The organism is Glaciihabitans arcticus, assembly GCF_004310685.1.
In the GTDB taxonomy this organism is placed as follows: Bacteria; Actinomycetota; Actinomycetes; order Actinomycetales; family Microbacteriaceae; genus Conyzicola; species Conyzicola arctica.
This window is the reverse complement of the sequence record NZ_SISG01000001.1, coordinates 892,274-917,341: the sequence shown is the minus strand read 5'-3', so window position 1 is coordinate 917,341 and position 25,068 is coordinate 892,274. Positions and strand designations below refer to the sequence as shown.

26 protein-coding genes are annotated in these 25,068 nt (G+C 66.1%); 15 read left to right on the top strand and 11 right to left on the bottom strand.

Features of this window, described 5'->3' with window-relative positions; genetic code table 11:
- The first annotated feature begins 2 nt into the window (after positions 1 to 2).
- From sufC to EYE40_RS04305, 3 genes are all read left to right on the top strand, one after another.
- Complete coding sequence (gene sufC / locus EYE40_RS04315; protein ID WP_130980792.1) at positions 3 to 782, top strand: Fe-S cluster assembly ATPase SufC; 780 nt, start codon at positions 3 to 5, stop codon at positions 780 to 782.
- A gap of 4 nt (positions 783 to 786) precedes the next feature.
- A complete protein-coding gene (locus EYE40_RS04310; RefSeq protein ID WP_130980791.1) occupies positions 787 to 1,116 on the top strand; it encodes a metal-sulfur cluster assembly factor in 330 nt (109 codons plus the stop codon).
- Between the two features lie 68 nt (positions 1,117 to 1,184).
- Complete coding sequence (locus EYE40_RS04305; protein ID WP_130980790.1) at positions 1,185 to 2,783, top strand: ABC-F family ATP-binding cassette domain-containing protein; 1,599 nt, start codon at positions 1,185 to 1,187, stop codon at positions 2,781 to 2,783.
- Here the strand turns inward: EYE40_RS04305 and EYE40_RS04300 are convergent.
- Genes EYE40_RS04300 through EYE40_RS04290 form a run of 3 tightly spaced genes read right to left on the bottom strand, consistent with a single transcriptional unit; the run spans position 2,780 to position 4,223 of the window.
- Positions 2,780 to 3,661 carry an SURF1 family cytochrome oxidase biogenesis protein gene (locus EYE40_RS04300; RefSeq protein WP_130980789.1) on the bottom strand — a complete coding sequence of 294 codons (882 nt, stop codon included), beginning with the start codon at positions 3,659 to 3,661 and terminating at the stop codon, positions 2,780 to 2,782. The two genes, EYE40_RS04305 and EYE40_RS04300, sit on opposite strands and share 4 nt — an antisense overlap.
- Entirely contained in the window at positions 3,658 to 3,894 is a 237-nt protein-coding gene (locus EYE40_RS04295; protein WP_240034711.1) for a hypothetical protein, read from the bottom strand. The genes EYE40_RS04300 and EYE40_RS04295 overlap by 4 nt, the downstream gene beginning before the upstream one ends.
- Complete coding sequence (locus EYE40_RS04290) at positions 3,891 to 4,223, bottom strand: DUF3099 domain-containing protein (RefSeq protein WP_130980788.1); 333 nt, start codon at positions 4,221 to 4,223, stop codon at positions 3,891 to 3,893. The genes EYE40_RS04295 and EYE40_RS04290 overlap by 4 nt, the downstream gene beginning before the upstream one ends.
- A gap of 79 nt (positions 4,224 to 4,302) precedes the next feature.
- Between EYE40_RS04290 and fabG the strand changes: the two genes are divergently transcribed.
- Positions 4,303 to 5,013 carry a 3-oxoacyl-ACP reductase FabG gene (gene fabG / locus EYE40_RS04285; protein ID WP_130980787.1) on the top strand — a complete coding sequence of 237 codons (711 nt, stop codon included), beginning with the start codon at positions 4,303 to 4,305 and terminating at the stop codon, positions 5,011 to 5,013.
- On the opposite strand, the gene serB is transcribed toward fabG, so the two are convergent.
- Complete coding sequence (gene serB / locus EYE40_RS04280; RefSeq protein WP_130980786.1) at positions 5,010 to 5,648, bottom strand: phosphoserine phosphatase SerB; 639 nt, start codon at positions 5,646 to 5,648, stop codon at positions 5,010 to 5,012. The genes fabG and serB overlap by 4 nt on opposite strands.
- Positions 5,649 to 5,687: 39 nt before the next feature.
- Positions 5,688 to 6,929, bottom strand: a complete 1,242-nt coding sequence (locus tag EYE40_RS04275; RefSeq protein WP_130980785.1) for a glucose-1-phosphate adenylyltransferase — start codon at positions 6,927 to 6,929, stop codon at positions 5,688 to 5,690.
- A 45-nt stretch (positions 6,930 to 6,974) separates the two neighbouring features.
- Here EYE40_RS04275 and glgA point away from each other — a divergent pair, with 45 nt between their 5' ends.
- The 3 genes from glgA (at position 6,975) to EYE40_RS04260 (ending at position 9,351) form a co-directional block, all read left to right on the top strand.
- A complete protein-coding gene (gene glgA, locus EYE40_RS04270) occupies positions 6,975 to 8,156 on the top strand; it encodes a glycogen synthase (RefSeq protein ID WP_130980784.1) in 1,182 nt (393 codons plus the stop codon).
- A 32-nt stretch (positions 8,157 to 8,188) separates the two neighbouring features.
- Positions 8,189 to 8,971, top strand: a complete 783-nt coding sequence (locus tag EYE40_RS04265; protein ID WP_130980783.1) for an ABC transporter ATP-binding protein — start codon at positions 8,189 to 8,191, stop codon at positions 8,969 to 8,971.
- A gap of 131 nt (positions 8,972 to 9,102) precedes the next feature.
- On the top strand, positions 9,103 to 9,351 hold the full coding sequence (locus EYE40_RS04260; protein ID WP_130980782.1) for a type B 50S ribosomal protein L31: 249 nt from the start codon (positions 9,103 to 9,105) through the stop codon (positions 9,349 to 9,351).
- 58 nt (positions 9,352 to 9,409) lie between these two features.
- Here the strand turns inward: EYE40_RS04260 and EYE40_RS04255 are convergent, their stop codons facing one another.
- Complete coding sequence (locus EYE40_RS04255) at positions 9,410 to 10,099, bottom strand: exonuclease domain-containing protein (RefSeq protein WP_130980781.1); 690 nt, start codon at positions 10,097 to 10,099, stop codon at positions 9,410 to 9,412.
- A gap of 33 nt (positions 10,100 to 10,132) precedes the next feature.
- Positions 10,133 to 11,857 (bottom strand): maltose alpha-D-glucosyltransferase, encoded by a 1,725-nt coding sequence (gene treS / locus EYE40_RS04250; protein ID WP_130980780.1) that lies wholly within the window; start codon positions 11,855 to 11,857, stop codon positions 10,133 to 10,135.
- Between the two features lie 119 nt (positions 11,858 to 11,976).
- Between treS and EYE40_RS04245 the strand changes: the two genes are divergently transcribed.
- The gene (locus EYE40_RS04245; RefSeq protein WP_130980779.1) at positions 11,977 to 12,900 is read left to right on the top strand and encodes an alpha/beta fold hydrolase; all 924 of its coding nucleotides are present in this window, start codon (positions 11,977 to 11,979) and stop codon (positions 12,898 to 12,900) included.
- A gap of 4 nt (positions 12,901 to 12,904) precedes the next feature.
- On the opposite strand, the gene EYE40_RS04240 is transcribed toward EYE40_RS04245, so the two are convergent.
- Both EYE40_RS04240 and EYE40_RS04235 read right to left on the bottom strand, forming a co-directional pair.
- On the bottom strand, positions 12,905 to 13,543 hold the full coding sequence (locus EYE40_RS04240) for a histidine phosphatase family protein (protein ID WP_130980778.1): 639 nt from the start codon (positions 13,541 to 13,543) through the stop codon (positions 12,905 to 12,907).
- A 31-nt stretch (positions 13,544 to 13,574) separates the two neighbouring features.
- Entirely contained in the window at positions 13,575 to 14,423 is an 849-nt protein-coding gene (locus tag EYE40_RS04235) for a Sir2 family NAD-dependent protein deacetylase (RefSeq protein ID WP_130980777.1), read from the bottom strand.
- Between the two features lie 138 nt (positions 14,424 to 14,561).
- On the opposite strand from EYE40_RS04235, the gene EYE40_RS04230 reads away from it, so the two are divergent.
- Positions 14,562 to 15,401 (top strand): TrmH family RNA methyltransferase, encoded by an 840-nt coding sequence (locus tag EYE40_RS04230; RefSeq protein WP_130980776.1) that lies wholly within the window; start codon positions 14,562 to 14,564, stop codon positions 15,399 to 15,401.
- Here EYE40_RS04230 and EYE40_RS04225 read toward each other — a convergent pair.
- Positions 15,381 to 16,262 carry an aminoglycoside phosphotransferase family protein gene (locus EYE40_RS04225; protein ID WP_161972347.1) on the bottom strand — a complete coding sequence of 294 codons (882 nt, stop codon included), beginning with the start codon at positions 16,260 to 16,262 and terminating at the stop codon, positions 15,381 to 15,383. The genes EYE40_RS04230 and EYE40_RS04225 overlap by 21 nt on opposite strands.
- A gap of 66 nt (positions 16,263 to 16,328) precedes the next feature.
- On the opposite strand from EYE40_RS04225, the gene EYE40_RS04220 reads away from it, so the two are divergent.
- The 3 genes from EYE40_RS04220 (at position 16,329) to EYE40_RS04210 (ending at position 20,374) form a co-directional block, all read left to right on the top strand.
- On the top strand, positions 16,329 to 17,882 hold the full coding sequence (locus EYE40_RS04220) for an APC family permease (protein WP_130980774.1): 1,554 nt from the start codon (positions 16,329 to 16,331) through the stop codon (positions 17,880 to 17,882).
- Between the two features lie 35 nt (positions 17,883 to 17,917).
- Positions 17,918 to 19,144, top strand: coding sequence for a D-alanyl-D-alanine carboxypeptidase family protein (locus EYE40_RS04215; RefSeq protein ID WP_130980773.1), 1,227 nt, complete (start codon positions 17,918 to 17,920; stop codon positions 19,142 to 19,144).
- Between the two features lie 102 nt (positions 19,145 to 19,246).
- On the top strand, positions 19,247 to 20,374 hold the full coding sequence (locus EYE40_RS04210) for a fatty acid desaturase family protein (protein ID WP_240034710.1): 1,128 nt from the start codon (positions 19,247 to 19,249) through the stop codon (positions 20,372 to 20,374).
- Positions 20,375 to 20,377: 3 nt separating this feature from the next.
- On the opposite strand, the gene EYE40_RS04205 is transcribed toward EYE40_RS04210, so the two are convergent.
- Complete coding sequence (locus tag EYE40_RS04205; RefSeq protein ID WP_130980772.1) at positions 20,378 to 21,157, bottom strand: SGNH/GDSL hydrolase family protein; 780 nt, start codon at positions 21,155 to 21,157, stop codon at positions 20,378 to 20,380.
- A gap of 232 nt (positions 21,158 to 21,389) precedes the next feature.
- On the opposite strand from EYE40_RS04205, the gene EYE40_RS04200 reads away from it, so the two are divergent.
- The 3 genes from EYE40_RS04200 to EYE40_RS04190 all read left to right on the top strand — a co-directional run bounded on the left by EYE40_RS04200 (position 21,390) and on the right by EYE40_RS04190 (position 24,901).
- Positions 21,390 to 21,656, top strand: a complete 267-nt coding sequence (locus tag EYE40_RS04200; protein WP_130982775.1) for a GlsB/YeaQ/YmgE family stress response membrane protein — start codon at positions 21,390 to 21,392, stop codon at positions 21,654 to 21,656.
- 119 nt (positions 21,657 to 21,775) lie between these two features.
- Entirely contained in the window at positions 21,776 to 23,056 is a 1,281-nt protein-coding gene (gene dinB / locus EYE40_RS04195) for a DNA polymerase IV (protein ID WP_130980771.1), read from the top strand.
- Between the two features lie 60 nt (positions 23,057 to 23,116).
- Positions 23,117 to 24,901 (top strand): DEAD/DEAH box helicase, encoded by a 1,785-nt coding sequence (locus EYE40_RS04190; protein ID WP_130980770.1) that lies wholly within the window; start codon positions 23,117 to 23,119, stop codon positions 24,899 to 24,901.
- Positions 24,902 to 25,068: the final 167 nt, after the last annotated feature.

Here is a 25,068-nt window from a genome sequence, read left to right as displayed (position 1 = left end):
AAATGTCAGTACTCGAAGTCAAGGATCTCCGCGTCAGCGTCGAGACCGAACAGGGCACCAAGGAGATCCTCAAGGGGGTCGACCTCGTCATCAACGAGGGCGAGATCCACGCGATCATGGGCCCGAACGGCTCCGGCAAGTCCACGCTCGCGTACACGATCGCCGGACACCCGAAGTATCACGTCGAAGGCGGCTCGGTGAAGCTCGACGGTGTCGAGATGCTCGAGCTCAGTGTCGACGAGCGCGCCCGCGCCGGACTCTTCCTCGCCATGCAGTACCCGGTCGAGATCCCCGGCGTCACCGTCTCCAACTTCCTCCGCACCGCGAAGACCGCCCTCGACGGTGAGGCGCCCGCGCTTCGCCCGTGGATCAAGGAGATCCGCGAGTCGATGGAGGCCCTGCGCATGGACAAGACGTTCGCCGAGCGCAACGTCAACGAGGGCTTCTCCGGTGGGGAGAAGAAGCGCCACGAGATACTGCAGCTCGAGCTGCTCAAGCCGAAGTTCGCGATCCTCGATGAGACCGACTCCGGTCTCGACGTCGACGCGCTCAAGATCGTCTCCGAGGGCGTCAACCGCGCCAAGGAGAACACCGGTCTCGGCCTCCTGCTCATCACGCACTACACGCGCATCCTCCGCTACATCAAGCCGGACTTCGTGCACGTGTTCGTCGACGGCAAGGTTGCAGAAGAAGGCGGCCCCGAGCTCGCCGATCGTCTTGAAGACGAGGGCTACGACCGTTTCCTGCGCTTGTCAGAAGCACCCGGCGCTGGCGTAGCCTAGAACCATGGCCACCGCTCTCGCACCGGCACTCTTCGACCAGGTCGAGGAGGCGCTCAAGGACGTTATGGACCCCGAGCTCGGGGTCAACATCGTCGACCTCGGTCTCATCTACGACCTGACCTGGGACGACGAGAACAACGCACTCATCATCAGCATGACCCTGACGAGTGCGGGATGCCCTCTCACCGACGTGCTCGAGGAGCAGACGGCTCAGGCACTCGATAATGTAGTTGACGCGTTCCGCATCAACTGGGTCTGGATGCCGCCGTGGGGCCCGGAAAAGATCACCGATGACGGACGCGACATGATGCGTGCGCTCGGCTTCTCCATGTAGCCCTGCTTTCTCGGCCCTCTTCTTTTTTCTTCGCCCGATGACCGGGCTTCAACCATTGGACTCTGCCTGTGCTCGTCGTACATGACCTCGAGATTCGAGTGGGCGCACGGATGCTGATGTCCGGTGTCTCATTCCAGGTCTCCCGAGGCGACAAGATCGGCCTCGTCGGCCGAAACGGCGCCGGCAAGACCACGCTCACCAAAACGCTCGCGGGGGAGACCCTGCCCACCGACGGCAAGATCGAGCGCACCGGCGAGATCGGCTACCTGCCGCAGGACCCGCGCTCGGGCGACCCAGAGATGCTGGCGCGCACCCGCATCCTCGACGCCCGCGGTCTCGGCTCGATCATGCTCGGCATGGAGCAGGCGATGATGGACATGGCCTCGCCCGATGCGGCGGTCAGCGCCAAGGCGATGAAGTCCTACGGCAACCTCGAGGAGCGCTTTACGACCCTCGGCGGTTATTCGGCCGAGGCGGAGGCCGCCGTCATCTCGAGCAACCTCAAGCTGCCCGACCGCATCCTCGACCAGCCGCTCAAGACGCTCTCGGGTGGCCAGCGACGGCGCATCGAACTGGCCCGCATTCTCTTCTCAGCTGCCGACACGATGATTCTGGATGAGCCCACCAACCACCTCGACGCCGACTCGGTGCTGTGGCTGCGCGAGTACCTCAAGGGCTTCCAGGGCGGTCTGATCGTGATCAGTCACGACATCGACATCGTCGAGGAGACCGTCAACAAGGTCTTCTACCTGGACGCGAACCGCCAGGTCATCGACGTCTACAACATGGGCTGGAAGAACTACCTGCGCCAGCGCGCCGACGACGAAGAGCGCCGCAAGAAGGAGCGCGTCAACGCTGAGAAGAAGGCGGGCGTGCTGCAGGCGCAGGCCGCCAAGTTCGGCGCGAAGGCGTCGAAGGCGGCATCCGCCCACCAGATGGTGGCGCGTGCCGAGAAGCTGCTCTCCGGGCTCGAAGAGGTGCGCGCGGTCGACCGCGTCGCCAAACTGCGCTTCCCGGAGCCCGCTCCCTGCGGCAAGACCCCGCTGATGGCCGAGAACCTGTCGAAGAGCTACGGCTCGCTCGAGATCTTCACCGCCGTCGACGTCGCCATCGACCGCGGCGACAAGGTGGTTGTGCTCGGCCTGAACGGTGCGGGCAAGACGACACTGCTGAGGATGCTCGCCGGCGTCGACATCCCCGATACCGGTTCCATCAAGCCGGGCCACGGCCTGCGCGTCGGGTATTACGCCCAGGAGCACGAGACGATCGACATCAAGCGATCGGTACTGCAGAACATGGTCTCCTCGTCACCCAACATCAACGAGATGGAGGCCCGTCGGGTGCTCGGATCGTTCCTGTTCACGGGTGATGACGCCGACAAGCCCGCCGGAGTGCTCTCCGGTGGTGAGAAGACCCGTCTCGCTCTCGCGATGATCGTGGTCTCCGGCGCCAACGTGCTGCTGCTCGATGAGCCCACCAACAACCTGGACCCCGCCTCGCGCGAGGAGATCCTCGGAGCCCTCGCCAACTACTCGGGCGCCGTTGTGCTCGTGTCGCACGATGAAGGTGCCGTCGAGGCGCTCAACCCCGACCGGGTGCTCATCCTGCCTGATGGCACGGAAGACCACTACAACGCGGGCTACCTCGAGCTGATCTCGCTGGCCTAGCGACCGACTTCGTCGAGACTGCGTTCTCCGTCGAGACTGCGTTCTCCATCGAGAATGGCGTCCTCGATCTCGGCGTCGGTTCGGGCACGTGCGCGGTCCTTGCGGAGACGCTCGGCAGCACGCTCGCGTTCCTCGGGATCCTCGGCGTTGACCACGCGGTACTCCTGGCGCAGGCCGTAGCCGAGCCCGAAGAATCCGAAGATCGCGAAGACGAACCACTGCAGGGCATAGGAGAGGTGCGGACCCTCATCCCGCTCCGGCTTCTGCGCGGCGAGCGGACGACCGGCGGGTGCCGGGTCTTCGTCGACAAGCAGCCCGTACGCGCCCGTGAAGGTCGGCCGGTCCAGGCGCTCCGCGACATCCTCGAGGTGAACCGTCGCGATCTGGCCCGCGGGAGCGGAACGGCCCGGGATGACCGGCTCGCCGGCCTTGACGCGCGCGGTCACCGTGACCTCGCCGGACGGTGCCGCGGGAACATTGTCGGGAGTGTCCTGCTTTTCACCGGGGGACACCCAGCCGCGGTCCACGACGAAGACGGTGCCGTCATCCAGCAGCAGGGGAGTGAGCACCTCGAAACCGGGGCTCTGGTTGTAGGGGCGGTTGCGCACCAGCAGCTGCTCGTCGAGCAGGTAACGACCGGTCACCTCGACCGGCGTCCACTTCTGCGACTCCTCGAAGGCGTCGAGGCTGCCGAGCACATCCGCGATCGGTCGCGGGTCGCTCGAGTAGTTGTTGTCGAGGCGGTTGATCTCAGCGCGGGCGTCCGCGCGACGGCTCAGTTGCCAGAAGCCGAGGAAGCAGCAGACGATGGCGAAGACGATGGCGACCGCGAGATAGCCGAACCAGCGGCGCGAGAGCGCGAAGCTCCAGCCGCTCACGAGGGTACGCTCTCGACGGTTTCGCCCAGCGGCGCGAGAAGCACGGGGAAACCCCGAGTGGAGAGGTAGTCCCTCAGGTATTCCTCGTGCTCGGGGCACGCCAGCCAGACCTTGACCCGGTCTTCGGAATGGATACGCGGGTTGCGCCAGTTGACGGTCGATGACGCGAGCTCGCGGCATCCCGCCCTCGAACAGCGCGGAGCCGCGTTCTCGTCGAAGACCTCCCCGATCACTGCTGGTCCCGATCGAACGGCGCTGGGCTTTCGAACGGCGCTGGTTTATCGAACGACGCGGGGCGTTCGATGGCGAGCGGCACGGAGACGCCCGGACGCTCGACGCGCCCGCCGCCCCGTGGCGCGATGTTGTTGGCGAGCACCACGGCGAAGTAGGGCAGGATCATCGCCGCGAGCACGAAGACGAGCAGCCACCAACCCTGCATGAAGATGCCGATGATCACGCAGATCGTGCGGATCGACATAGCGATCGAATAGTTGATCATGCGACGCCTGCGGTCCTCGGCCGGGGACGCGGGAAGCGAGGTGATCGACTGCGGGTTGTTCATGGAAGGCTGCTCACCGGGTCCGTTCGGACCGCTCTGTATCAAGCTTAAGACCTTCCGGGCTGACAGTAGGCTGGTGCACATGTCTACGCAGCGCACTGTACTAATCACCGGCGGAAACCGCGGAATCGGCAGGGCCATCGCCGAGGAATTCGTTGCCCTCGGGCACCGTGTCGCGGTCACGGCTCGCTCCGGTGAGGGACCTGAGGGCACGCTGACAGTTCACGCCGACGTGACCGACGCCGCCAGCCTCGACGCCGCCTTCACCGCCGTCGAGGAGCAGTATGGCCCGGTCGAGGTCGTGGTCGCCAATGCGGGCATCACCCGTGACCTGCTGCTGCTCCGGATGACCGAAGCCGACTTCACGGACGTCATCGACACCAACCTCACGGGGGCGTTCCGCCTCGTCAAGCGCGCCTCAAAGGGAATGATCAAGGCCCGCTTCGGTCGGATCATCCTGGTCTCGAGTGTCGTCGGCTTGCTGGGCAGCGCCGGCCAGATCAATTACTCGGCGTCCAAGAGCGGACTCATCGGACTCGCCCGCTCGGTCACCCGCGAGCTCGGATCACGCGGCATCACGGCGAACGTCATCGCCCCGGGCTTCATCGAGACCGACATGACCGCCGAACTGCCCGAGCAGACTCAGGCCGACTACAAGAAGTCGATCCCGGCCGGGCGTTTTGCCACGCCGACCGAGGTCGCGAAAGTCATCACCTGGCTCGCGAGTGACGACGCGGCGTACATCTCCGGTGCCGTCATCCCCGTGGACGGCGGACTCGGCATGGGGCACTAGCCCCGCAACCCCAACAGCGGCAGCAGCTGCGACATGTCCCGAACGTCGAGCAGCACGTGAGCCTCATCCCGAACCGGCGCCTTGGCGTCGAAGCCGACGGCCAGTCCGCAGATCGCCATCATCTCGAGGTCGTTCGCCCCGTCGCCGACGGCGATCGTCTGGCGCAGCGGAAGGCCGCACTCGGCAGCCCACTCGCGCAGGGTGTCCGCCTTCGCCGCGGCGTCGATGATCGGACCGGTGAGACCTCCGGTGAGCACCCCATCGGCCACCTCGAGCCGGTTCGCGCGCCAGAAGTTGAGGCCGAGCGCTTCCGCGACCGGGTCGAGCACCTCGTGGAAGCCGCCGGACACCACCGCGACGCGACCGTCGGCGGCCTGCACCGCGGCGACCATCTCGGGAACGCCTGGGGTGACGACGATGGCGGGCGCGACATCCTCAAAAACGGAGGCGGGAAGGCCCTCGAGCGTCGCGACCCGAGAGCGCAGCGAGGCCTCGAAATCGAGCTCGCCGTTCATCGCGTCGAGCGTGATGCGGGCCACCTCGTCGAGTGTGCCGGCGCGCTCGGCCAGCAGTTCGATCACCTCGTTCTCGATGAGTGTCGAGTCGACGTCGAGGATTACGAGAAAACGCGCCATGCGGGGGAGACCTGTCGGTGGGAGGAACAGTGACGCCGCCTACGGGGCGACGTGGACTCCCTTGCCGACAATGGTGATGCCGGATTCGGTGACGGTGAGGCCGCGCGCCCTGTCCGCATCCGGGTCGACGCCGACGGAGGCGCCCGCTTCGATCACCACGTCCTTGTCCAGAATAGCGCGACGCACCACGGCGTTCGGCCCGACCCTCGCGCGCTCGAACACGATGCAGTCGACGAGCATCGCGCCTGACTCCACGGTGGTCCACGGCCCGAGGATGCTGCGCTCGATGTGCGCGCCCGAGAGCAGCGAACCGAGGGACACGATCGAGTCGATCGTCGTTCCGAGGTAGCCACGCGCATCCCGAACGAACTTGGCGGGCGGCGAGTTGAGCTGCTGGCTGAAGATCGGCCAGTCGCGGTTGTACAGGTTGAAGATCGGCAGCGCCGAGATCAGGTCCTGGTGGGCCTCGAAGAAGGAGTCGATCGAACCGACGTCGCGCCAGTAGAACTTGTCGCGCTCGGTGGAACCGGGCACGTCGTTGTTGTTGAGGTCGTAGACGCCGGCCGCTCCACGGGATACGAAGTCGGGCACGATGTCGCCACCCATGTCGTGGTTCGAGTCGGAGCGTTCGCCATCGCGCAGCACCGCGTCGATGAGGATGTCGGCATCGAAGACGTAGTTGCCCATCGACGCGAGCACCTCGTTCGGTGAATCGGCAAGGCCAACGGCATCAGTCGGCTTCTCGCGGAACGCCTTGATCAGGCCCGGGTCCTTCTCGTCGAGTTCGATGACACCGAACTGGTCGGCGAGGGAGATCGGCTGGCGGATCGCCGCGACGGTGAGTCCGCGACCGGAGGCGATGTGGGCCTCGATCATCTGACTGAAGTCCATGCGGTAGACGTGGTCGGCACCGACCACAACAACGATGTCGGGCTTCTCGTCGCGCAGCAGGTTGAGGCTCTGCAGGATCGCATCGGCCGAACCCGAGAACCAGCGCTTGCCGAGGCGCTGTTGAGCGGGCACCGAGGCAACGTACGCGTCGAGCAGACCGGAGAGGCGCCAGGTCTGCGACACGTGTCGGTCGAGGCTGTGCGACTTGTATTGGGTCAGCACAACGATCTTCGTGAGACCGGAGTTGATGAGGTTGCTGAGCGCGAAGTCGATGAGGCGGTATCCGCCGCCGAAGGGCACTGCCGGCTTGGCGCGATCCGCGGTGAGCGGCATCAACCGCTTGCCCTCTCCACCTGCGAGAACAATTCCGAATATCTTCTTCGACGCCATGGCTACAGAGTATGCGAGCGAGCGAGGCTGTACTAGCGTCTGACTATGCGAGTCGACCTAATTACCCGAGAGTATCCACCCGAGGTCTACGGGGGAGCCGGAGTGCACGTTGCCGAGCTCGTCCGCGCGTTGCGCGATGACGTCGACGTGCGCGTGCGCGCGTTCGGTTTGCAACGGGATGAGGAGAACGTCACCTCGTATCTCGTACCCCCGAGCCTCACGGCGGCGAACCCCGCACTCGCCACCCTCGGCGTAGACCTCGAGATCGCGCAGGACACCGTGGGTGCCGACCTCGTGCACTCGCACACCTGGTACGCCAACGCCGCCGGCCACCTGGCCTCACTCCTGCACGGAATTCCGCACGTTGTCACGGCGCACAGCCTCGAACCTCTGCGCCCGTGGAAGGCCGAGCAGTTGGGCGGCGGCTATCGCGTCTCCAGCTGGATCGAGGCCTCGGCGTTTGCCGGAGCCGCTGCTGTCATCGCGGTGAGCCACGGCATGCGCCGCGACATCCTCCGCTCGTATCCTTTCCTCGACGAACAGCGCGTTGTGGTTGTGCACAACGGCATCGACCTCGAGCGCTGGAAGCCGGTCGACGATGCCGACCTCGTGCGGGAACTGGGAATCGACCCAGAACGTCCGTCCGTTGTGTTCGTCGGGCGTATCACGCGGCAGAAGGGGCTCGTCTACCTGCTTGAGGCAGCCAAACTGTTGCCGCCCGAGGTGCAGCTGATTCTGTGCGCCGGCGCCCCCGACACCCCCGAGATCCTCGCCGAGGTACAGGCCGGAGTCGAGGCCCTGCAGCAGGAGCGCACCGGAGTCGTCTGGATCGACCGCCTGCTCAGCCAGCACGAGCTCTCCGCCGTGCTCACCCAGGCGACCACGTTCGTGTGCCCGAGTGTCTACGAGCCGCTCGGCATCGTGAACCTCGAAGCCATGGCGTGCGGCGCCCCGGTCGTCGGTACGGCTACGGGGGGCATCCCGGAGGTCGTCGACGACGGCGTGACCGGACGACTGGTTCCGATCGAGCAGCTCGAGGACGGCACCGGCACCCCGGTCGACCCGAAGAAATTCATCAAGGACCTCGCCGATACCCTCACTGAGGTCGTCTCCGACCCCGAGAACGCGAAGCGCATGGGCGAGGCGGGCCGCAAGCGCGCCGAGGCCGAGTTCGGCTGGGACCGTATCGCGAAGCGCACCCGGGAGATCTACGCGTCGCTCCTGTGAAACGCGTAACCCGCAACTAAGCTGGACTCATCATGGCAAGTGTTTTAGAGCTCAACGATGTCTCGGTCGTGCGCGACGGCAACAGGATTCTCGACTCCATCACCTGGACCGTCGACAGCGATGAACGCTGGGTGATCCTCGGGCCGAACGGTGCGGGCAAGACCACGCTGCTCTCGATCGCGTCGGCGTCGATTCACCCGAGCTCGGGCACTGCCCTGGTGTTGGGGGAGAAGCTCGGCAAGGTAGACGTCTTCGAACTGCGCCCGCGCATCGGCTTCGCCTCGACCGCCCTCGCCAAGCGCATCCCCGCAGACGAGCGCGTCGTGAACGTTGTGCTGACCGCCGCCTATTCGGTCACCGGCCGTTGGAACGAGACCTACGAAGAGCTCGACGTGAAGCGCGCCCGCCGCGTTCTCGCCGAGTGGAAGCTCGCCCACCTCGAGAACCGTCGTTTCGGCGACCTGAGCGACGGTGAGCAGAAGCGGGTGCAGATCGCGCGTGCCGTGATGACCGACCCCGAGATGCTACTGCTGGATGAACCGGCCGCAAGTCTTGACCTCGGCGCCCGTGAGGAGCTCCTGCAGCTGCTGAGCGGATACGCGAGTGCCCCGTCGGCGCCCGGCATGGTCATGGTTACCCACCATGTCGAGGAGATCCCCTCGGCGTTCACCCATGCGCTGCTGCTGGCGAACGGCCGGGTGACCGCATCCGGTCGCATCTCCGACGTCATCACGGCGGAGAACCTGGGTTCGACGTTCGGCCTCGACCTCGAGGTCACGGAGAATGACGGCCGCTACACGGCGCGCGCACGGTAACACCCGCGTGTAGATACCGGCACAGCCTCCGATTCTGGTAGGCTTGACCCTTGGCTTCCCGCTTCTGCGCGCGCAGGCCTCCTGATTTTCTAGAAGTCCCCTCCATTTCCGTAAGAAGCCAAGGAATCACCATGAAGACCGACATCCACCCCGAGTACACCGCGGTTGTCTTCCGCGATCTCGCATCGGGCGAAACCTTCCTGACCCGTTCGACGGTCAAGAGCGACAAGACGATCGACCTCGACGGCGTGACCTACCCGGTCATCGACGTGGAGATCTCCTCTGCATCGCACCCGTTCTACACGGGCAAGCAGCGCATCATGGACTCCGCGGGACGCGTCGAGAAGTTCAACTCGCGCTACAAGGGCTTCGGACAGTAGTAGTTCTCTAAAAAAGGCGCCCGGCGAAAGCCGGGCGCCTTTTTTGTTGAAAACGTACCTATCTGACCGGCCAGCCGCCGTGGGCGGTGAAGGACGGATCCTTCACACGGCGCATGTACTCCTGGAAGCTCCCGGACTGGTCGGCGCACCAGCCCACCTGCAGTCCGTGCAGGTCGGCCACGTCGATATCGAGCTGCTCGGGGTAGCGACGCACGAGCGCCTGCGCGAGGCGGCCGGCCGCGAGGGCATCGGCCCCGGCGTCGTGCGCCTCGGTGAGCGTCACGCCGTAGAACTCGGCGGCAGCCTCGAGGGTGCGCTTGCCCTTGCGGAAGCGGTCCACGGCCTTGTCGAGCACCAGCGGGTCGATGACCGGCAGCGGACCGTCGAGCGGCGTTATGCCGTACCGAAGGGCTTCACGGTGCAGCAGGGTCAGGTCGTAGGGCGCGTTGTAGATGGTGACCGGGATGCCCCGCGCGAACAGCTCCCGCAGCGACTCGACGATCTCGGCCACGACCTCCGCCGCCGCACGCCCCTCTGCCCTCGCGCGCTCCGTGGTGATGCCGTGCACAGCGCTCGCCTGGAAGGGGATCTCGATGCCGGGATCGGCGAGCCAATCGGTCTGCTCGACGACCTCGCCAAGTCCGTTGATCACGCCGACATGGGCCGAGACGATGCGACTCGTCTCCACATCGATTCCCGTCGTCTCGAGATCGAAAACGCCAAGACTCTCAAACCACGGGGTGCTCATGAGGCAACCCTAGAGTGCACTACGGACACCCGGTCACACACGTCCACCGGCGAAGTGTGCCTCGCCGACGTGCAGCCAGTAGAAGCTCTGCGTTCCGAGGGTCAGGGTGATCGTGCCGTCCTCAGCCACATCAGGGAACTGCCCGCCGCCGAAGAGGTCGTACAGCGCCTGGCCCGTGTACTCGGACGCATCGATCGTGACCGAGACCGGGTTGTGGGCGAAGCTGAATACACACAGCACGCGCTCGGGCATGTCGCCGAACTGGCTACCCGAACCCTCGTACTCGCGCACGAAGGCGAGCACCGACTCGTGATTGGTCTTCAGTACCCGCAGCGACCCGAGTCCGAAGGTTGGGTGCCCCTTGCGCACGTGGATGACATTGCGGATCCAGTGCAGCAGCGAACGGGACTGCGCGAGCTGCGATTCCACGTTGATGTGCTGGTAGTTGTAGACGAGCGACTGCACAACCGGCAGGTAGAGCTTGCCCGGGTCAGCGGTCGAGAACCCGGCGTTGCGGTCGGGCGTCCACTGCATGGGCGTACGGGACGAGTCGCGGTCGGGCAGCCAGATGTTGTCGCCCATGCCGATCTCGTCGCCGTAGTAGAGGAACGGCGAACCCTGCAGCGAGAACAGCAGCGCGTGGGCGAGTTCGAGCTCGGCGCGCGAGTTGTCGAGCAGGGGAGCGAGGCGCCTGCGGATACCGATGTTGGCGCGCATACGCGGGTCATAGGCGTACCAGCCGTACATCGCCTGCCGGTACTCCTCGTTGACCATCTCGAGGGTCAGCTCGTCGTGGTTGCGCAGGAACACTCCCCAGCCCGCCCCCTCGGGGATGTGGGTGTGCTCGGAGAGCACCCGCTCGAGCTCGCCGGCCTGCTGCGAACGGAGCGAGTAGAAGATGCGCGGCATGGTCGGGAAGTCAAAGGCCATATGGCACTCCGGCTCCTCGTCGGTGCCGTAGAACTGGGCGACCTCGGCCGGCCACTGGTTGGCCTCGGCGATGAGCACCTTGCCCGGGTACTCGGTATCGACCATCTTGCGCAGGCGCTTGATGAATTCGTGGGTCTTGGGCTCACCCTCGCCGTTGCCCTCCTCCGATTCGAACAGGTACGGGATGGCGTCGAGGCGAAGACCGTCGACCCCCATGTCGAACCAGTACCGAACGGTATCGAAGACCTCCTGCTGCACGGCGGGGTTCTCGAAGTTGAGGTCGGGCTGGTGCGAGAAGAAGCGGTGGAAGAAGAACTGGCGGCGCTCGGTGTCGAAGGTCCAGTTGGATTCCTCGGTGTCGACGAAGATGACACGGATGTCCTTGTACATCTCGTCGGTGTCGCTCCAGACGTAATAGTCGCCGTAGGGACCCTCCGGATCGCTGCGGGACTGCTGGAACCAGTCATGCGCGTCTGAGGTGTGGTTGAGCGGATAGTCCATCACGATGCGCATATTGCGCTCGTGCGCCTTGGTCACGAGGTCGCGGAACTCGTCGAGGGTTCCGAACTCGGGCAGGATCGTCTTGAAGTCGGAGACGTCGTAGCCACCGTCACGCAGCGGCGAGTTGAAGAACGGCGGCAGCCAGAGCGCGTCGATACCGAGCCACTGCAGGTAGTCGAGCTTGGAGACCAGGCCCTGCAGGTCTCCCGCGCCGTCGCCGTTGCTGTCGACGAACGACCGCACCATGACCTCGTAGAACACCGCACGTCGATACCACTGGGGATCGAGGGCCAATCCGGGGAGTTGGATGGGGGCGGTGAAGGTCACGGTGCTCCTTTCGGTGAGCGACTCGCTGCCGGGAGGGGCGCCAGTCGAGTCTGCTTATTCGAGCTTAGGGGCGACTGTGCAAACGCTTGTAGCGCAACGCGAGCCTAGACTTGCAAACGATGACTGTTCACTCGCCTTTTGCCTCCCTGCTCGACGAACTCGAGATCACCACCGACGTCGTTACTGTGCTCGGCAGCGAGACCCACTACTGGGTCTACGGGCCCGAAGACGCCGAGGTCACCATCGTCGTCGCGCACGGCTACCGCGGCGAACACCACGGCCTCGAGCCGGTCATCGCGCAGTTCCGGGGCGTGCGGATCATCGGTCCCGACATGCCGGGCTTCGGGGATTCGACGCCGCTCACCGAGGTGGGCCACGACATCCCGGGCTATGCGGCCTGGCTCGGCCAGTTCATCGAGGCACTCGGCCTGACCGGAAGGTCGATCATTCTCGGGCACTCCTTCGGCTCGATCATCTCGACCTGGGGCGTCGCGAACGGACTGCTCTCGACCGAGAAGCTCGTGCTGGTCAACCCGATCGCGGCCTCCGCGCTCGAGGGCCCGAACGCCTTCCTCACCCGTCTGACCATGGCTTTCTACGCGTTCTCGATGAAACTGCCCCGTCGCACGGGGGAGTGGATGCTGCGCCACTGGGTGATCGTGCAGTTCATGAGCTCGGCGCTCACCCGCACGCGCGACCGCGAGCTGCGCCGCTGGATCCACGACCAGCACCACACCTACTTCGGCAACTTCGCCGACCGCGAGACCGTCGTGGACGCCTTCAACGCCTCGGTCAGCATGGACATCAGCACCGTCGGCGCGAACATCGATGTGCCCACCCTGCTCATTGGCGCGGAGCACGACTCGATCACGTCGGTCGCCCAGCTCGAGGAACTGCAGGCAATGATGCCGAACGCGACACTGCACGTGATTCCGGATGTCGGTCACCTCATCCACTACGAAAAGGCACACGTCGCCGCGCGCTACATCGTCGACTTCCTCGGCCAGGGAAGCGTCGTCGACGAGCCCCCAATCAAAGCCTGAGGATCTACCGAGCCTCGCGCGATTCGAGCGCGTTCTGGTCGACGAGATCGTCGGTCGCGCAGTCGAGGGACTCGATCTCGATCGGGTCATCGAACATGATCAGGTCGAGGGTGCCGTCGGTGTGCGCGAAGCTGTGGATCGAACCGTTGCGGATGCGGCCGTCGCGCGCCTGGTAGTCGTCGGGGGCGATCTCGGACAGAACCGAACGGATCACTCCGCCGTGGCTCACCACGATGATGGCCTTGTCCGGGTGCGCTTCGGCGAGGGCGACGATCGCGGGCAGCACCCGGTCGGTGACCTCCTCGCGCGTCTCCCGCCCGGGCACCTCGGTGTCGCCCGGGAACAGCGCGTCGATCTGCGTGTAGTCGAGCCCTTCCGCGGCGCCGTACTGGCGCTCGGCGAGAGCAGGCACCAGTTCCGGCTCACCGAGCCCGACCTCGGCGGCGATGATCTGCGCGGTCTCCCGGGCGCGGGAGAGCGGGCTCGAGACGATGGCGTCCCAGTCGCGGCGGGCGAGCAGGCGCCCCGTGGCGAGGGCCTGCGCGCGACCGGTGTCGTTCAGGTCGATGTCGGTCGAGCCCTGGATGCGACGCGCGAGATTCCAGTCGGTCTCGCCGTGGCGCACGAGGTAGATCAGGGTCATCGTGTTCCTCCGGTAGGGGAACGCGGCGGTGCTAGTGGACCAGTCGCTCCACAAAGGCGGCGAGGGTCTCCGACGTTCCGGCTTCGATCTTAACGGCAGCGCGGCTGTCGCCCTTGGTGATGCCGCGGTTGATGATGATGACCGGAACCTTGCGACGGGTGGCCTTCTCGAGCAGGCGGATGCCCGAGTTCACGACGAGCGAGGAACCGGCGATCACGAGCGCCTCGGCGCGCTGCACGAGAGCCGTGGCCTCACTGAAGCGTTCGAGCGGCACGAACTCGCCGAAGAACACGACATCGGGCTTGAGCACCCCGCCGCACACGCTGCAGTCCGGCACCACGAAATCGTCGTAGCTCTCGATCTGCACGTCGCCGTCGGGATTGAGGGCGAGATCGTCACCGCGCTCGAGCCACGGGTTGGCCGCGGTCAGTCGAGCCGCGATGTCGGCGCGCGCGTACATCTGGCTGCACTGCAGGCAGGTGACGCGATCCATCGAGCCGTGCAGGTCGACAACACGCTGGGATCCGGCGCGCAGGTGCAGGCCGTCCACGTTCTGGGTGATGACGCCGTTGATCACGCCGCCGTTCTCCAGCTCGGCGAGGGCGAGGTGGCCGGCGTTCGGGGCGGAGCCCGCGAAACGCTTCCAGCCCAGATGGCTGCCCGCCCAGTATCGCTTGCGGTACTCGACGTCGGAAAGGTACTGCGAGAAGGTCATCGGGTTGCGCACGGGCGCACCCTCGCCGCGATAGTCGGGGATTCCCGAATCCGTGCTGAGGCCCGCCCCGGTGAGAACCGCGACCTCACGCCCGTCCAGGAGTTCGATGGCGGCATCGAGAGCCGCAGTGTGCGGGGTTGCTGCGGGAATGGTCTGCTGCGTCATCCCGTTCCCCCGTTTCTGACCACGAATTCTGGTCAAGCCTGTGTCTCTAGACTAAACACCAGAGTTTTCCAGTTTGTTTCCGATTGCTGGCAGTGCGCGCGGCTTTCCCCTTTTCTTTTCCAGCCGAACGGACCCCGCATGAGAATCCAGCGCATCGAGAGCCTCGACGAGTCGCCCTCCGAAGGCCCCGGACTTGAGGACTACCGCTCCCTCACCGATGTCGCGCTGCGCCGGGTCAGCGAGCCGGCCGGCGGGCTGTACATCGCCGAGTCGACCAAGGTCATCGCGCGCGCCCTCGCCGCCGGTCACGTCCCCCGCTCGGCCTTGATTCTTGAGCAGTGGCTGCCCGAGGTCGAGACGCTTCTGCGCGACTTCGACGTGCCGGTGTTCGTGGGCAGTTCCGCACTGCTCGAAAAGCTCACCGGCTTCGAGATGCACCGTGGCGCGATCGCGTCGATGCACCGACCGCCACTCGCCCCCGTTGCAGAGCTGCTCGCGAACGCGCGGCGCGTGGTGATCCTCGAGGACATCGTCGACCACACCAACGTGGGCGCGATCTTCCGGTCGGTCGCGGGGCTCGGCGCCGACGCCGTGCTCATCACGCCGCGCTGCGCCGACCCGCTGTACCGCCGCTCGGTGCGCGTGAGCATGGGCACGGTGCTGCAGGTGCCGTGGACGCGGCTGCCGGAGTGGCCGGAGGCGTCAGCCCTGTTTCGGGATGCCGGATTCCACGTGGCGGCGCTCGCCCTCGCCGACGACGCGGTCTCGCTCGATGTGTTCGAGCACACTGTGCGTGAACAGGACGGCCCGGAGAAGATCGCCATCCTGATGGGCTCGGAGGGTGACGGCCTGAGCCGCGCCGCCCTCGACCACGCCGACATGGTCGTCACCATCCCGATGCTGCACGGGGTGGATTCGCTGAACGTCGCTTCGGCGAGCGCGGTGGCTTTGTATGCCCTACGATTGCGTCAGGGCTGACCACTCGCGCAGCGACGCGGCCTGCGCCTCGGCGTCGAGGCCGTCCTCGAGCGCCCAGGACACGTCGAGCGCCGTACGGACGAGTCCCCAGGCCACGATGCGCTCGGCAGACAGCCCGGTCAGTTCCGCCATGCGGCCGACGCGGTAGCGGAGCGTCTCTCCCGGCAACTGCGCGACGAGCGGCCACAGGTCGTACGCGGGATCGCCGACCAGCGGCTTCGGGTCGATGACCCGCCAGCCGTCTCCCGAGCGCAGCACGTTGTTCGGGTTGAAGTCGCCGTGCAGCAGCACGGGCGGCACGTCGTCCGCGGCGAGGCTGCCGAGCTGCGCGATGCCCGCGCGCACGAGCTCGGCGACTCCGAGGGACTCGAGCGCAGGCAGCTGTGCGGGGAGCCTGCTCACCGCTCCACGCGAGTAGTGGGACATCGCGCTCGCGAGCGTCGGGATGCCGCCAGGCGCGCGGCGCGCTGTGAGACGCGTGTGCAGGGCGGCCGCTGCGGCGAGCGCGTCATCCATAGCCAGCTCGGGATCGAGCAGCGATGTTCCCGGCATGACCGATTCGAGCAGCAACGCCCAGGTCCAGGCGTCCTGACGCAGCACCCGGGGCGCCAGCTCCGGGCCGAAGGCCTCGAGGCCCAGCGCCTCGCCGATCGCCTCGACGTGCGGGAAGCCGAGCTTGAGCACGGCGGGGGAGCCGTTGGCCTGCGTGACCTCGAGCACCAACGCCGAGACCCCGCCGGTGAGCGTCTGGCCCGGGGTGAGCTGCCACCGCTCGAGCGTGGTGGCCAGCAGTTCGAGACTCGTCGCGTCCCAGTCTGTTCGGGATGCCCCGCTCCCCATCTCGAAACTCACCGCAGCCATCCCCATAGCCTGTCACGCGCGGGCCGCACAGTTGTAGGCTGCGAAGGTAACCCGAGGAGGACAACGATGTCTGAGCCAAATCGCACCAGCCCCGCATCCGCAGCCCCCACCGGCAAGGGGCTGGCCACGGGCACCCTGGGCCTGGTCGGCTCCACGGTCATCGGTCTCGCCTCGACGGCTCCCGTCTACTCGCTGGCCGCTACCCTCGGCTTCGTGGTGCTCGCAGTAGGAGCGCAGGCGCCCATCGCGTTCATCATCGCCTTCATCCCGATGTTCCTCATCGCTTTCGCCTATCGCGAGCTCAACCGGGCCATTCCGGACTGCGGCACTACCTTCACCTGGGCGACGAAGGCCTTCGGGCCCTGGGTGGGCTGGATGGGCGGCTGGGGTGTCGCCGTCGCCGGCATGGTCGTGCTCGCGAACCTCGCCCAGATCGGCGGCAAGTACTTCTGGCTGCTCGTGAACCCCGAGATCGCGAAGAACGACGTCATCGTCACCGCGACCGGTGTGGTCTTCATCGCGCTGATGACGTACATCAGCTACCGCGGCACCGAGATCGGCGAGAAGCTGCAGAACGTGCTGCTCGGCATCCAGTACCTCGCGCTCCTGATCTTCGTGGTCGCCGCGATCGTCGCGGTCGCGACCGGCACTGCGCCGGAAGGTGCGACCATGCCGGACGCGAGTTGGTTCAACCCGTTCGCGTTCGAGTCATTCTCTGGGTTCATCGAGGCGATCCTGCTCGCCCTCTTCATCTACTGGGGCTGGGACACCTGTCTCGCGCTCAACGAGGAGACCAAGGACCCGGAGCGCACCCCCGGCCGGGCCGCGATCCTCTCCACGGTCATCCTGCTCGTGACCTACGTCGGGGTGACCGTCGCCGCGATGGCCTACGCGGGACTCGGCTCGGGCGCGCTGGGCCTCGGCAACGAGGACAACGCCGAAGACGTCTTCTTCGCTCTCAAGGACGTGCTGTTCGGCCCGTGGGCATGGCTGCTGGTCGTCGCGGTCATGGTCTCGGCAATCTCCTCCACCCAGACGACGATCCTGCCCACCGCGCGCGGCACGCTCGCCATGGCGGCCTACAAGGCGCTGCCCGCACGATTCGGCAAGGTGCACCCGAAGTACCGCACTCCGGCCTTCTCCACGTTCGTGATGGGCGTCGTCTCCACGGTCTTCTATGTCGGGATGACGATCATCAGCGAGGACTTCCTCTCCGACACGATCCTCTCGCTCGGCCTCGCCATCGCCTTCTACTACGCGATCACCGGGTTCGCGTGCGTCTGGTACTTTCGGCGCGAGCTCTTCGACAACGCCCACAACGTCGTCTTCACATTCCTCTTCCCGCTCGTCGGAGCGCTGATGCTCACGGCCGCGTTCGTGTTCTCGGCGATCGACATGTTCGACCCGGACTACGGCTACACGGTGCTGTTCGGCGTCGGGGGAGTGTTCGTCGTCGGCATCGGATCCCTCGCCATCGGCATTGTGCTCATGGTCATCTGGTTCTTCTTCGCGGGTTCGAAGCCCTTCTTCCGAGGAGAGAGCCTCAATCGCGATACCGAGGTGCTTGTGCCCGAGAGTGATCATCCCGTGCTGCGTTCCGTCGACGGCGGTCGCGCCTAGGTCGTCACCCAGCCCACTGCACTTAAGCTGGGGTAATGCCCCTCTCGCGTCGCCAGATCCTACGACGGCGCCGAATCACCGTATTCGGCGGGCTCGCCGCACTTCTGGTCGGCACCATCTACCTGCCGCTCACGCTGCTTGCACCCGTCTCGCCGGTCGCCGCCGAGGTCGCCCCGTACACCTCACCCACCCAGGCCGCGAGCGAACTGCCGTTCCCCGATTACGGTGCAACCGGAGTCGGCGCCATCGGCTTTCCGGGAACCCTCGCGACCAGCGGCAACTCCAAGCCGGTCTCGATCGCGTCGATCACCAAGGTGATCACCGTGCTCGTGGTGCTCGAGAAGAAGCCTCTGAAACTCGGCGACGCAGGCCCCAACATCACCACCACGTCCGCGGACGTCGCGCTCTGGAACAAGCAGGTAGCGCAGAACGGCAGCGTCGCGCCCGTGCGCTCCGGCATCTCGCTCACCGAGCGCGAGGTCATCGACCTGATCCTCGTGAAGTCGGCCAACAACTACGCGGAGACCCTCGTCAACTGGGCTTTCGGCTCCGAGGCCGCGTACCTCGTCGTCGCCCGCGAATGGCTCAGTACGCACCGGCTCACCAGCACAACACTCGCCGACTCAACCGGCTTCGCGCCCGGTAATCGCAGCACCACCACGGACCTGGTCGAACTCGGCAAACTCGCGTTGTCGCATCCTCTCCTCTCATCCATCGTGGGCACGAAGACCGAGTCGATCTCGCACATCGGTCCGATCAAGAACACCAACGAACTGCTCGGTGTCGACGGGGTGCGCGGCATCAAGACCGGAACGACGGATGACGCTGGCGCGTGCCTGCTGTTCGCCGCCGACTACACGATCGGCGGGCAGACCGTCACCGTGGTCGGGGTCATGCTCGGCGGCAAGACGCATCCGCGCCTCAACGAGAGCATCCGTGCGCTGTTGGGCGGGGTGGTGAAGTCCTTCCACGAGGTGCCCCTCGTGGGCAAGGGCGACAGTTTTGCCAGCTACTCGACGGCGTGGGGGGACACGACCGACCTCGTCGCCACCGAGGACAGCTCCGTTCTGGTCTGGGCCGACACTCCGATCACGCTGCTCGTACAGACCGAGAAACTCGGCGTGGCGGCGGCGGGCTCGGATGCCGGCGAACTCATCTTCGCGGTCGGAAACACGCGGATAACGGTGCCCCTCGAGACGAAGAAGGCCCTCGAGGATCCGGGCGCGTGGTGGCGGCTCACGCATCCCGCAGAATTGTTCTGACGACCTGCATCGGATTCTCAGCCCGTCCATTTAGACTGAGGTTCATCTAGAGCACCCGCTCACTTATCGCGACTGAGAAGTCAGCCCCACCTTCGAGGTAACGTGACGAGCTCTTCTTCCGCCACACCCACTTCCGACTCTGCAGCTGTTGCCTCACCGCGCATCGTGCGAACCGGCCAGCGCGGCCTCACGAACCCGGTCTCCGAGTTCGCCGCCCTCATGGCCACCATCCGCGAGGCAGGCCTCCTGCGCCGTCGCCGCGGCTTCTACATCGTGACCTTCGCCGTCATCACGCTCGTGATGGCCGCCGCCTGGGTCGGGGTCGTTATGCTCGCCGGTACCTGGTACACCCTGATCCTCGCCGCGGCGATGGGCATCCTCTTCACGCAGTACGCCTTCCTGGCCCACGAAGCCTCGCACCGCCAGGTCTTCGAGTCGGGCAAGGCCAACGACCTCGCCGGTCGCGTACTCGCCGACCTCTTTGTCGGCATCAGCTACTCGTGGTGGATGAACAAGCACTCCAAGCACCACGCGAACCCCAACACCCAGGGCAAGGACCCCGACATCGAGCCCGACTTCATCGTGTTCCAGAAGGAGCACGCGGCAGAGGTCACCGGGCGTTTCGGCAAGTTCTTCACCCGTCGCCAGGGCTGGCTGTTCTTCCCCGCGCTCCTGCTCGAGGGACTCAACCTGCACGCCCAGGCGTTCAAGACGGTCTTCTCGCCCGGCAAGGTCGACAAGCGCGCGCTCGAGATCGTGCTGCTGCTCGTGCGCAACATCGGCTACCTCGTCGCCGTGTTCTCGATCATGCCCCTCGGCATCGCCTTCGCGTTCCTCGGAGTGCAGCTCGGCGTCTTCGGCCTCTACATGGGCGCCTCCTTCGCCCCCAACCACAAGGGGATGCCGATCCTCCCGAAGGACTCGCGCGTCGACTTTTTGCGCCGCCAGGTGCTGACGAGCCGCAACATCCGCCACACCTGGTACATGAACACCTTTATGGGTGGACTGAACTTCCAGGTCGAGCACCACCTCTTCCCGAGCATGCCGCGCCCGAGCCTCAAGCGCGCGCAGGAGATCGTCAAGGAGTACTGCGCGGCACGGGACATCCAGTACACCGAGGTGCGTCTCACTGAGTCGTACCGCATCGTCGTGGCGTACCTGAACCGCGTTGGGCTCAGTGCCGGCGGGGATCCGTTCGATTGCCCTGCCGCCATGCGTTACGGCCGCTAAGAGCTAGTTCTTTTCTTCCGACAGCCAGTTCGGGCGCTTCGCCGTCACGTTGTCACCTGACGACTGGTGGCGGATGCGCCTCAACACCCACGGCACAAAGTGCTCGCGCGCCCAGCCGACATCCTCGGCGCGAGCCTGGCGCCAGGTCACGGCGGGCAGGGGCTCGGGAGAGTACGGCTCGAGGTCGTTGTCCACGTTGAGCGCGTCGAGCACCATACGCGCGATCGTGTGATGGCCCACCGCTGAGAAGTGCAGCCGGTCGGGCGCCCACATGCGCGGATCCTTGAGTTCCGTCATAGGCCACATGTCAGCGACGATCGCATCGTGGCGGTGGGCGACGGTGCGCAGGTTCTCGTTGTAGATCGCGACCTTTCCGCGGGCTCGGCCCAACACCGGCGTCATTCCGATATCGGGGCCATTGAACATGACGACCGTCGCACCATCGGCGCGGAGGCGACCGATCGCCGAGTCGAAGCGGGCGGCGATCTCGTCGGGGTCGGAGCCGGGGCGCAGGATGTCGTTGCCGCCGCCGGAGATCGTGATGAGGTCGGGGCGCAGCTGGAGAGCGGGCTCGATTTGCTCGTCCGTGATCTGCTGCAGGAGCTTTCCGCGGATGGCGAGGTTGGCGTAGGCGAAGTCGTCCGTGCCGGCAGCGAGTACTTCAGCGACGCGATCCGCCCAGCCGCGGTAACCTCCGGGACTCTCCGGCTCGGGGTCGCCGATCCCCTCTGTAAAAGAGTCACCGATCGCTACGTACCGCGTCCAGGGGTGTTGCTGGTCCATACAGACAAGGATGCCTCAACGAACGCGGCGCTGTCATGAGACCACGGTATGACTTTGCGTAGTGTGCGGCAGACAAGTCGATTCAGCCGCCATTCTGCGGGGGAATTGCGCCCTGTTCCCAGCTTTGTCCCAGATAACACGCAGACAACTTGACACCCCGATGGGGGTCAGGCTTAGCTGTTTATCGGTTCCGAGACCCGGAACTGGAAGTGTGATCGACTGGGAGGTCGTCATGAGCTGGTTGTCATTCATCATTCTTGGCCTGATTGCGGGAGCTATTGCAAAGCTGATTCTGCCCGGGCGCCAGGGCGGTGGCTGGATCGCAACTCTCATCATCGGAGTCATCGGTGCGCTGCTCGGCGGATGGCTGGGAGGCTTGCTGTTCGGTATCGGATACGAGGAGTTCTGGTCGATCCAGTCCTGGCTCATCGCGATCATCGGAGCTCTTCTCGCGCTGGTCATCTGGGGTTTCGTTACCCGTCGCAGCGCACGGGCGTAATACAGCCCTACTAGACACAGGAGCCCGGCTTCCTCCTCGGAGGGAGCCGGGCTCTTCTGCATTCATCAGACCACTAGAAGCTGCGTCCGGGTGTCATCCGTCGATGACATCATGGGGGGATGAGCAAGCAGGACGGCAGCGGTCGCCAGACCACCGCCAGCGGGGTGGACGATTCCACCGCCACGATCCTGCATGTCGACATGGACGCCTTCTTCGCGTCCGTCGAGCTGCTCGAGAGGCCCGACCTGCGCGGGCGTCCCGTCATCGTCGCGCACGACTCGCCGAGATCCGTGGTCACGGCCGCCACCTACGAGGCCCGCAGGTTCGGCGTCAACTCGGCCATGCCGCTTGCGATCGCGAAGCGGCGGTGTCCGCAGGCCGTCATCCTCGAACCGCATTTCGACCGGTACGTGCACTACTCGCGCATCGTGATGGGCCTGTGCGACGGTGTGACACCAACGGTCGAGCGGCTCGGCATAGATGAGGCGTTCCTCGACGTCTCCGGGGCGGGCAAGCTCATCGGCGGGCCGGTCGCCGTTGCGACCCTGCTGCGGGAGCGGGTGCTCGCCGAGACGGGGCTGGTCTGCAGCGTGGGCGCCGCCTCCACCAAGTTCGTCGCCAAGCTCGCGTCGAGCCGGGCCAAGCCCGACGGGCTGCTCGTGATCCCCGCCGAAGGCACCCTCGACTTCCTGCACCCGCTTCCGATCGGGCAGCTCTGGGGAGTGGGTGGCAAGACCGAGGAGTCGCTGGTCAACCGCGGTATCCGTACGATCGGCGACCTCGCGCAGACGCCCGTGGACACGCTCGAGCAGTTTCTCGGCCCGGCCGCCGCGACTCGCATGCACGACCTGTCCTGGGGCATCGACCCGCGCACCGTGCAGACCCGCGCCGAGGAGAAGAGCGTCGGCCACGAATTGACTTTCGAAGTGGATGTCACGGACCCCGCCGTCATCCGCCGCGAGCTGCTGCGGCTCTCCGGCATGGTCGCCGCGCGCCTGCGCCGCGCGGGGCTGCTCGGCCGCACGGTTGTACTCAAGCTCCGCTTCGGCGACTTCACCACCATCACCCGGTCCCGCACGCTGAACGAGCCCACTGACCTCGGGCGGCGCATCTTCGAGGAGGTCAGTGCGATCCACGCCGCCCTCGGGCGTGACACCGCCGCGATCCGGCTCGTCGGTGTGCGCGCCGAGCAGCTCGTCGACGAGGCGAGCGCCCAGCTCGGGCTCTGGGACACCGACGAGTCCTGGCGCGAAGCCGAAGACGTGATGGACTCGGTGAGCGCGCGGTTCGGATCAGGCAGCGTGACACCCGCGGCGCTCATCGGCAAGCACCGTGGGCGCGAGAGCGCACCCCGTGGCGAGAGCCCCAAGCGGGACCCGCGCCAGCTGCCGATCGATTGATGTTCAGGCGACTGGCGGGCGACCGATCGACGTCGGCCGCTTCGGGTAGTGTCTTCTGAAGTGAGCACCCCATCGTTTCCGACCCCCACCGTCGGCACGTTTGCGGCTGAACACCTCTCACCGGCCTATCCCGAGCGCGCCGCGCGCGGAACCGCCGACAAGCTCCGTGCCTGGCAGGCCGAGGCCCTCGACCTCTACTTCGAGAAGGAACCGCGCGACTTCCTCGCCGCCGCAACTCCCGGCGCCGGCAAGACGACGTTCGCACTGCGGCTCGCGACCGAGCTCATCGCGCGCCGGGTCGTCGACCGCATCACGGTCGTCGCCCCCACCGAGCACCTCAAGCGCCAGTGGGCCGAGGCGGCGCACCGGGTCGGTATTCGCCTCAACCCGGGGTATCGCAACGGCGATGCCTTCGGGGGCCGACGTTTTCACGGGATCGCCGTCACCTACGCGCAGGTCGCGGTACGGGCGTCCCTGCACCGTGAGATCACCGAGTCGGCGCGCACGCTCGTCATCCTCGACGAGGTGCACCACGGCGGCGACGCGCTCAGCTGGGGCGACGCCATCCGCGACGCGTTCGAGCCCGCCACGCGCAGGCTCTCGCTCACCGGAACGCCATTCCGCAGCGACACAGCGCCGATCCCGTTCGTGAGCTACGCGCCCGATGCGACCGGCATCCGCACCTCGATCACCGACTATAGCTACGGCTATGGCCGCGCCCTCGCCGACGGCGTCGTTCGCCCCGTGATCTTTATGGCCTACTCCGGCAAGATGCGCTGGCGCACGCGCATTGGCGACGAGATGGAGGCGCGGCTCGGAGCAGGAGACACGAAGGATGTCACGGCGCAGGCCTGGCGCACCGCCCTCGACCCCGGCGGCGAGTGGATCCCCGCTGTGTTGCGTGCGGCGAACGTACGCCTCACCGAGGTGCGGCACCTCGTGCCCGATGCCGGCGGACTCGTCATCGCGACCGACCAGGACTCCGCGCGCGCGTACGCCGCCGTGCTCAAGGGCATCACGGGGGAGTCCCCGACGCTCGTGCTCTCTGACGAGAAGGCATCGAGCGAGCGCATCGAGCAGTTCTCGCAGGGATCCGATCGCTGGATCGTGGCCGTGCGCATGGTGTCGGAGGGCGTGGACGTTCCCCGCCTCGCCGTCGGCGTGTACGCGACATCCGCTTCGACCGCGCTGTATTTCGCCCAGGCCGTCGGCCGCTTCGTGCGCACCCGCCGCCGTGGCGAGGTCGCCTCGATCTTCCTGCCCAGTGTGCCCAGCCTGATGAACCTCGCCAAGTCGCTCGAGGTGGAGCGCGACCACGCCCTCGACCGCGACATCGAGCCGCAACTGCTCGAGGATGCGCTTCTCGCTGCCGAGGAGAAGGGCGAGTCGGCCTCGGACGGGCTCATGGACGAGTTCGAGTGGAAGGCCATCGAGTCCGACGCGAACTTCGACAAGGCACTCTTTGCCGACGGTGAATTCGGCTTCGCTGCCGAGGTCGGCAGCGATGAAGAGATGGAGTTCATCGGCCTGCCCGGCATCCTCGAGCCCGAACAGGTGCGCGAACTGCTGCAGCAGCGGCAGATGCGTCAGTCCCGCAGGTCGGCAGAGCGCCAGCGGCGCCTACCGCCCGAGGAGCGCGACGCTCCCGCCCTGTACCGCACGCTCAAGGAACAGCGCACGCTCTTGAACAGCCTCGTGGGCATGCGCTCGAAGCTGTCGGGGGAGCCGCACGGCATCATCCACGCAGAATTGCGTCGGGTCTGCGGCGGGCCAGCCGTCGCGCAGGCGAGTGTGCACCAACTGCAGTCGCGCATCGACCTGCTGCGCAAGCGGCTGCACGCCTGAGTTACCCGGTCGGTTGACCCAAAAAGGCCGGTTGCATGTGTCAGGCCAGGCCTGTCAACCAAGAAAGGCCCCTGTTAACCAAGAAAGGCCCCGGCCGAAGCCGGGACCTTCCTGTTACCAGTTTTGCTGTATTCAGCGCGGCTGGCTAAGCAGTCTTGCTGTATTCA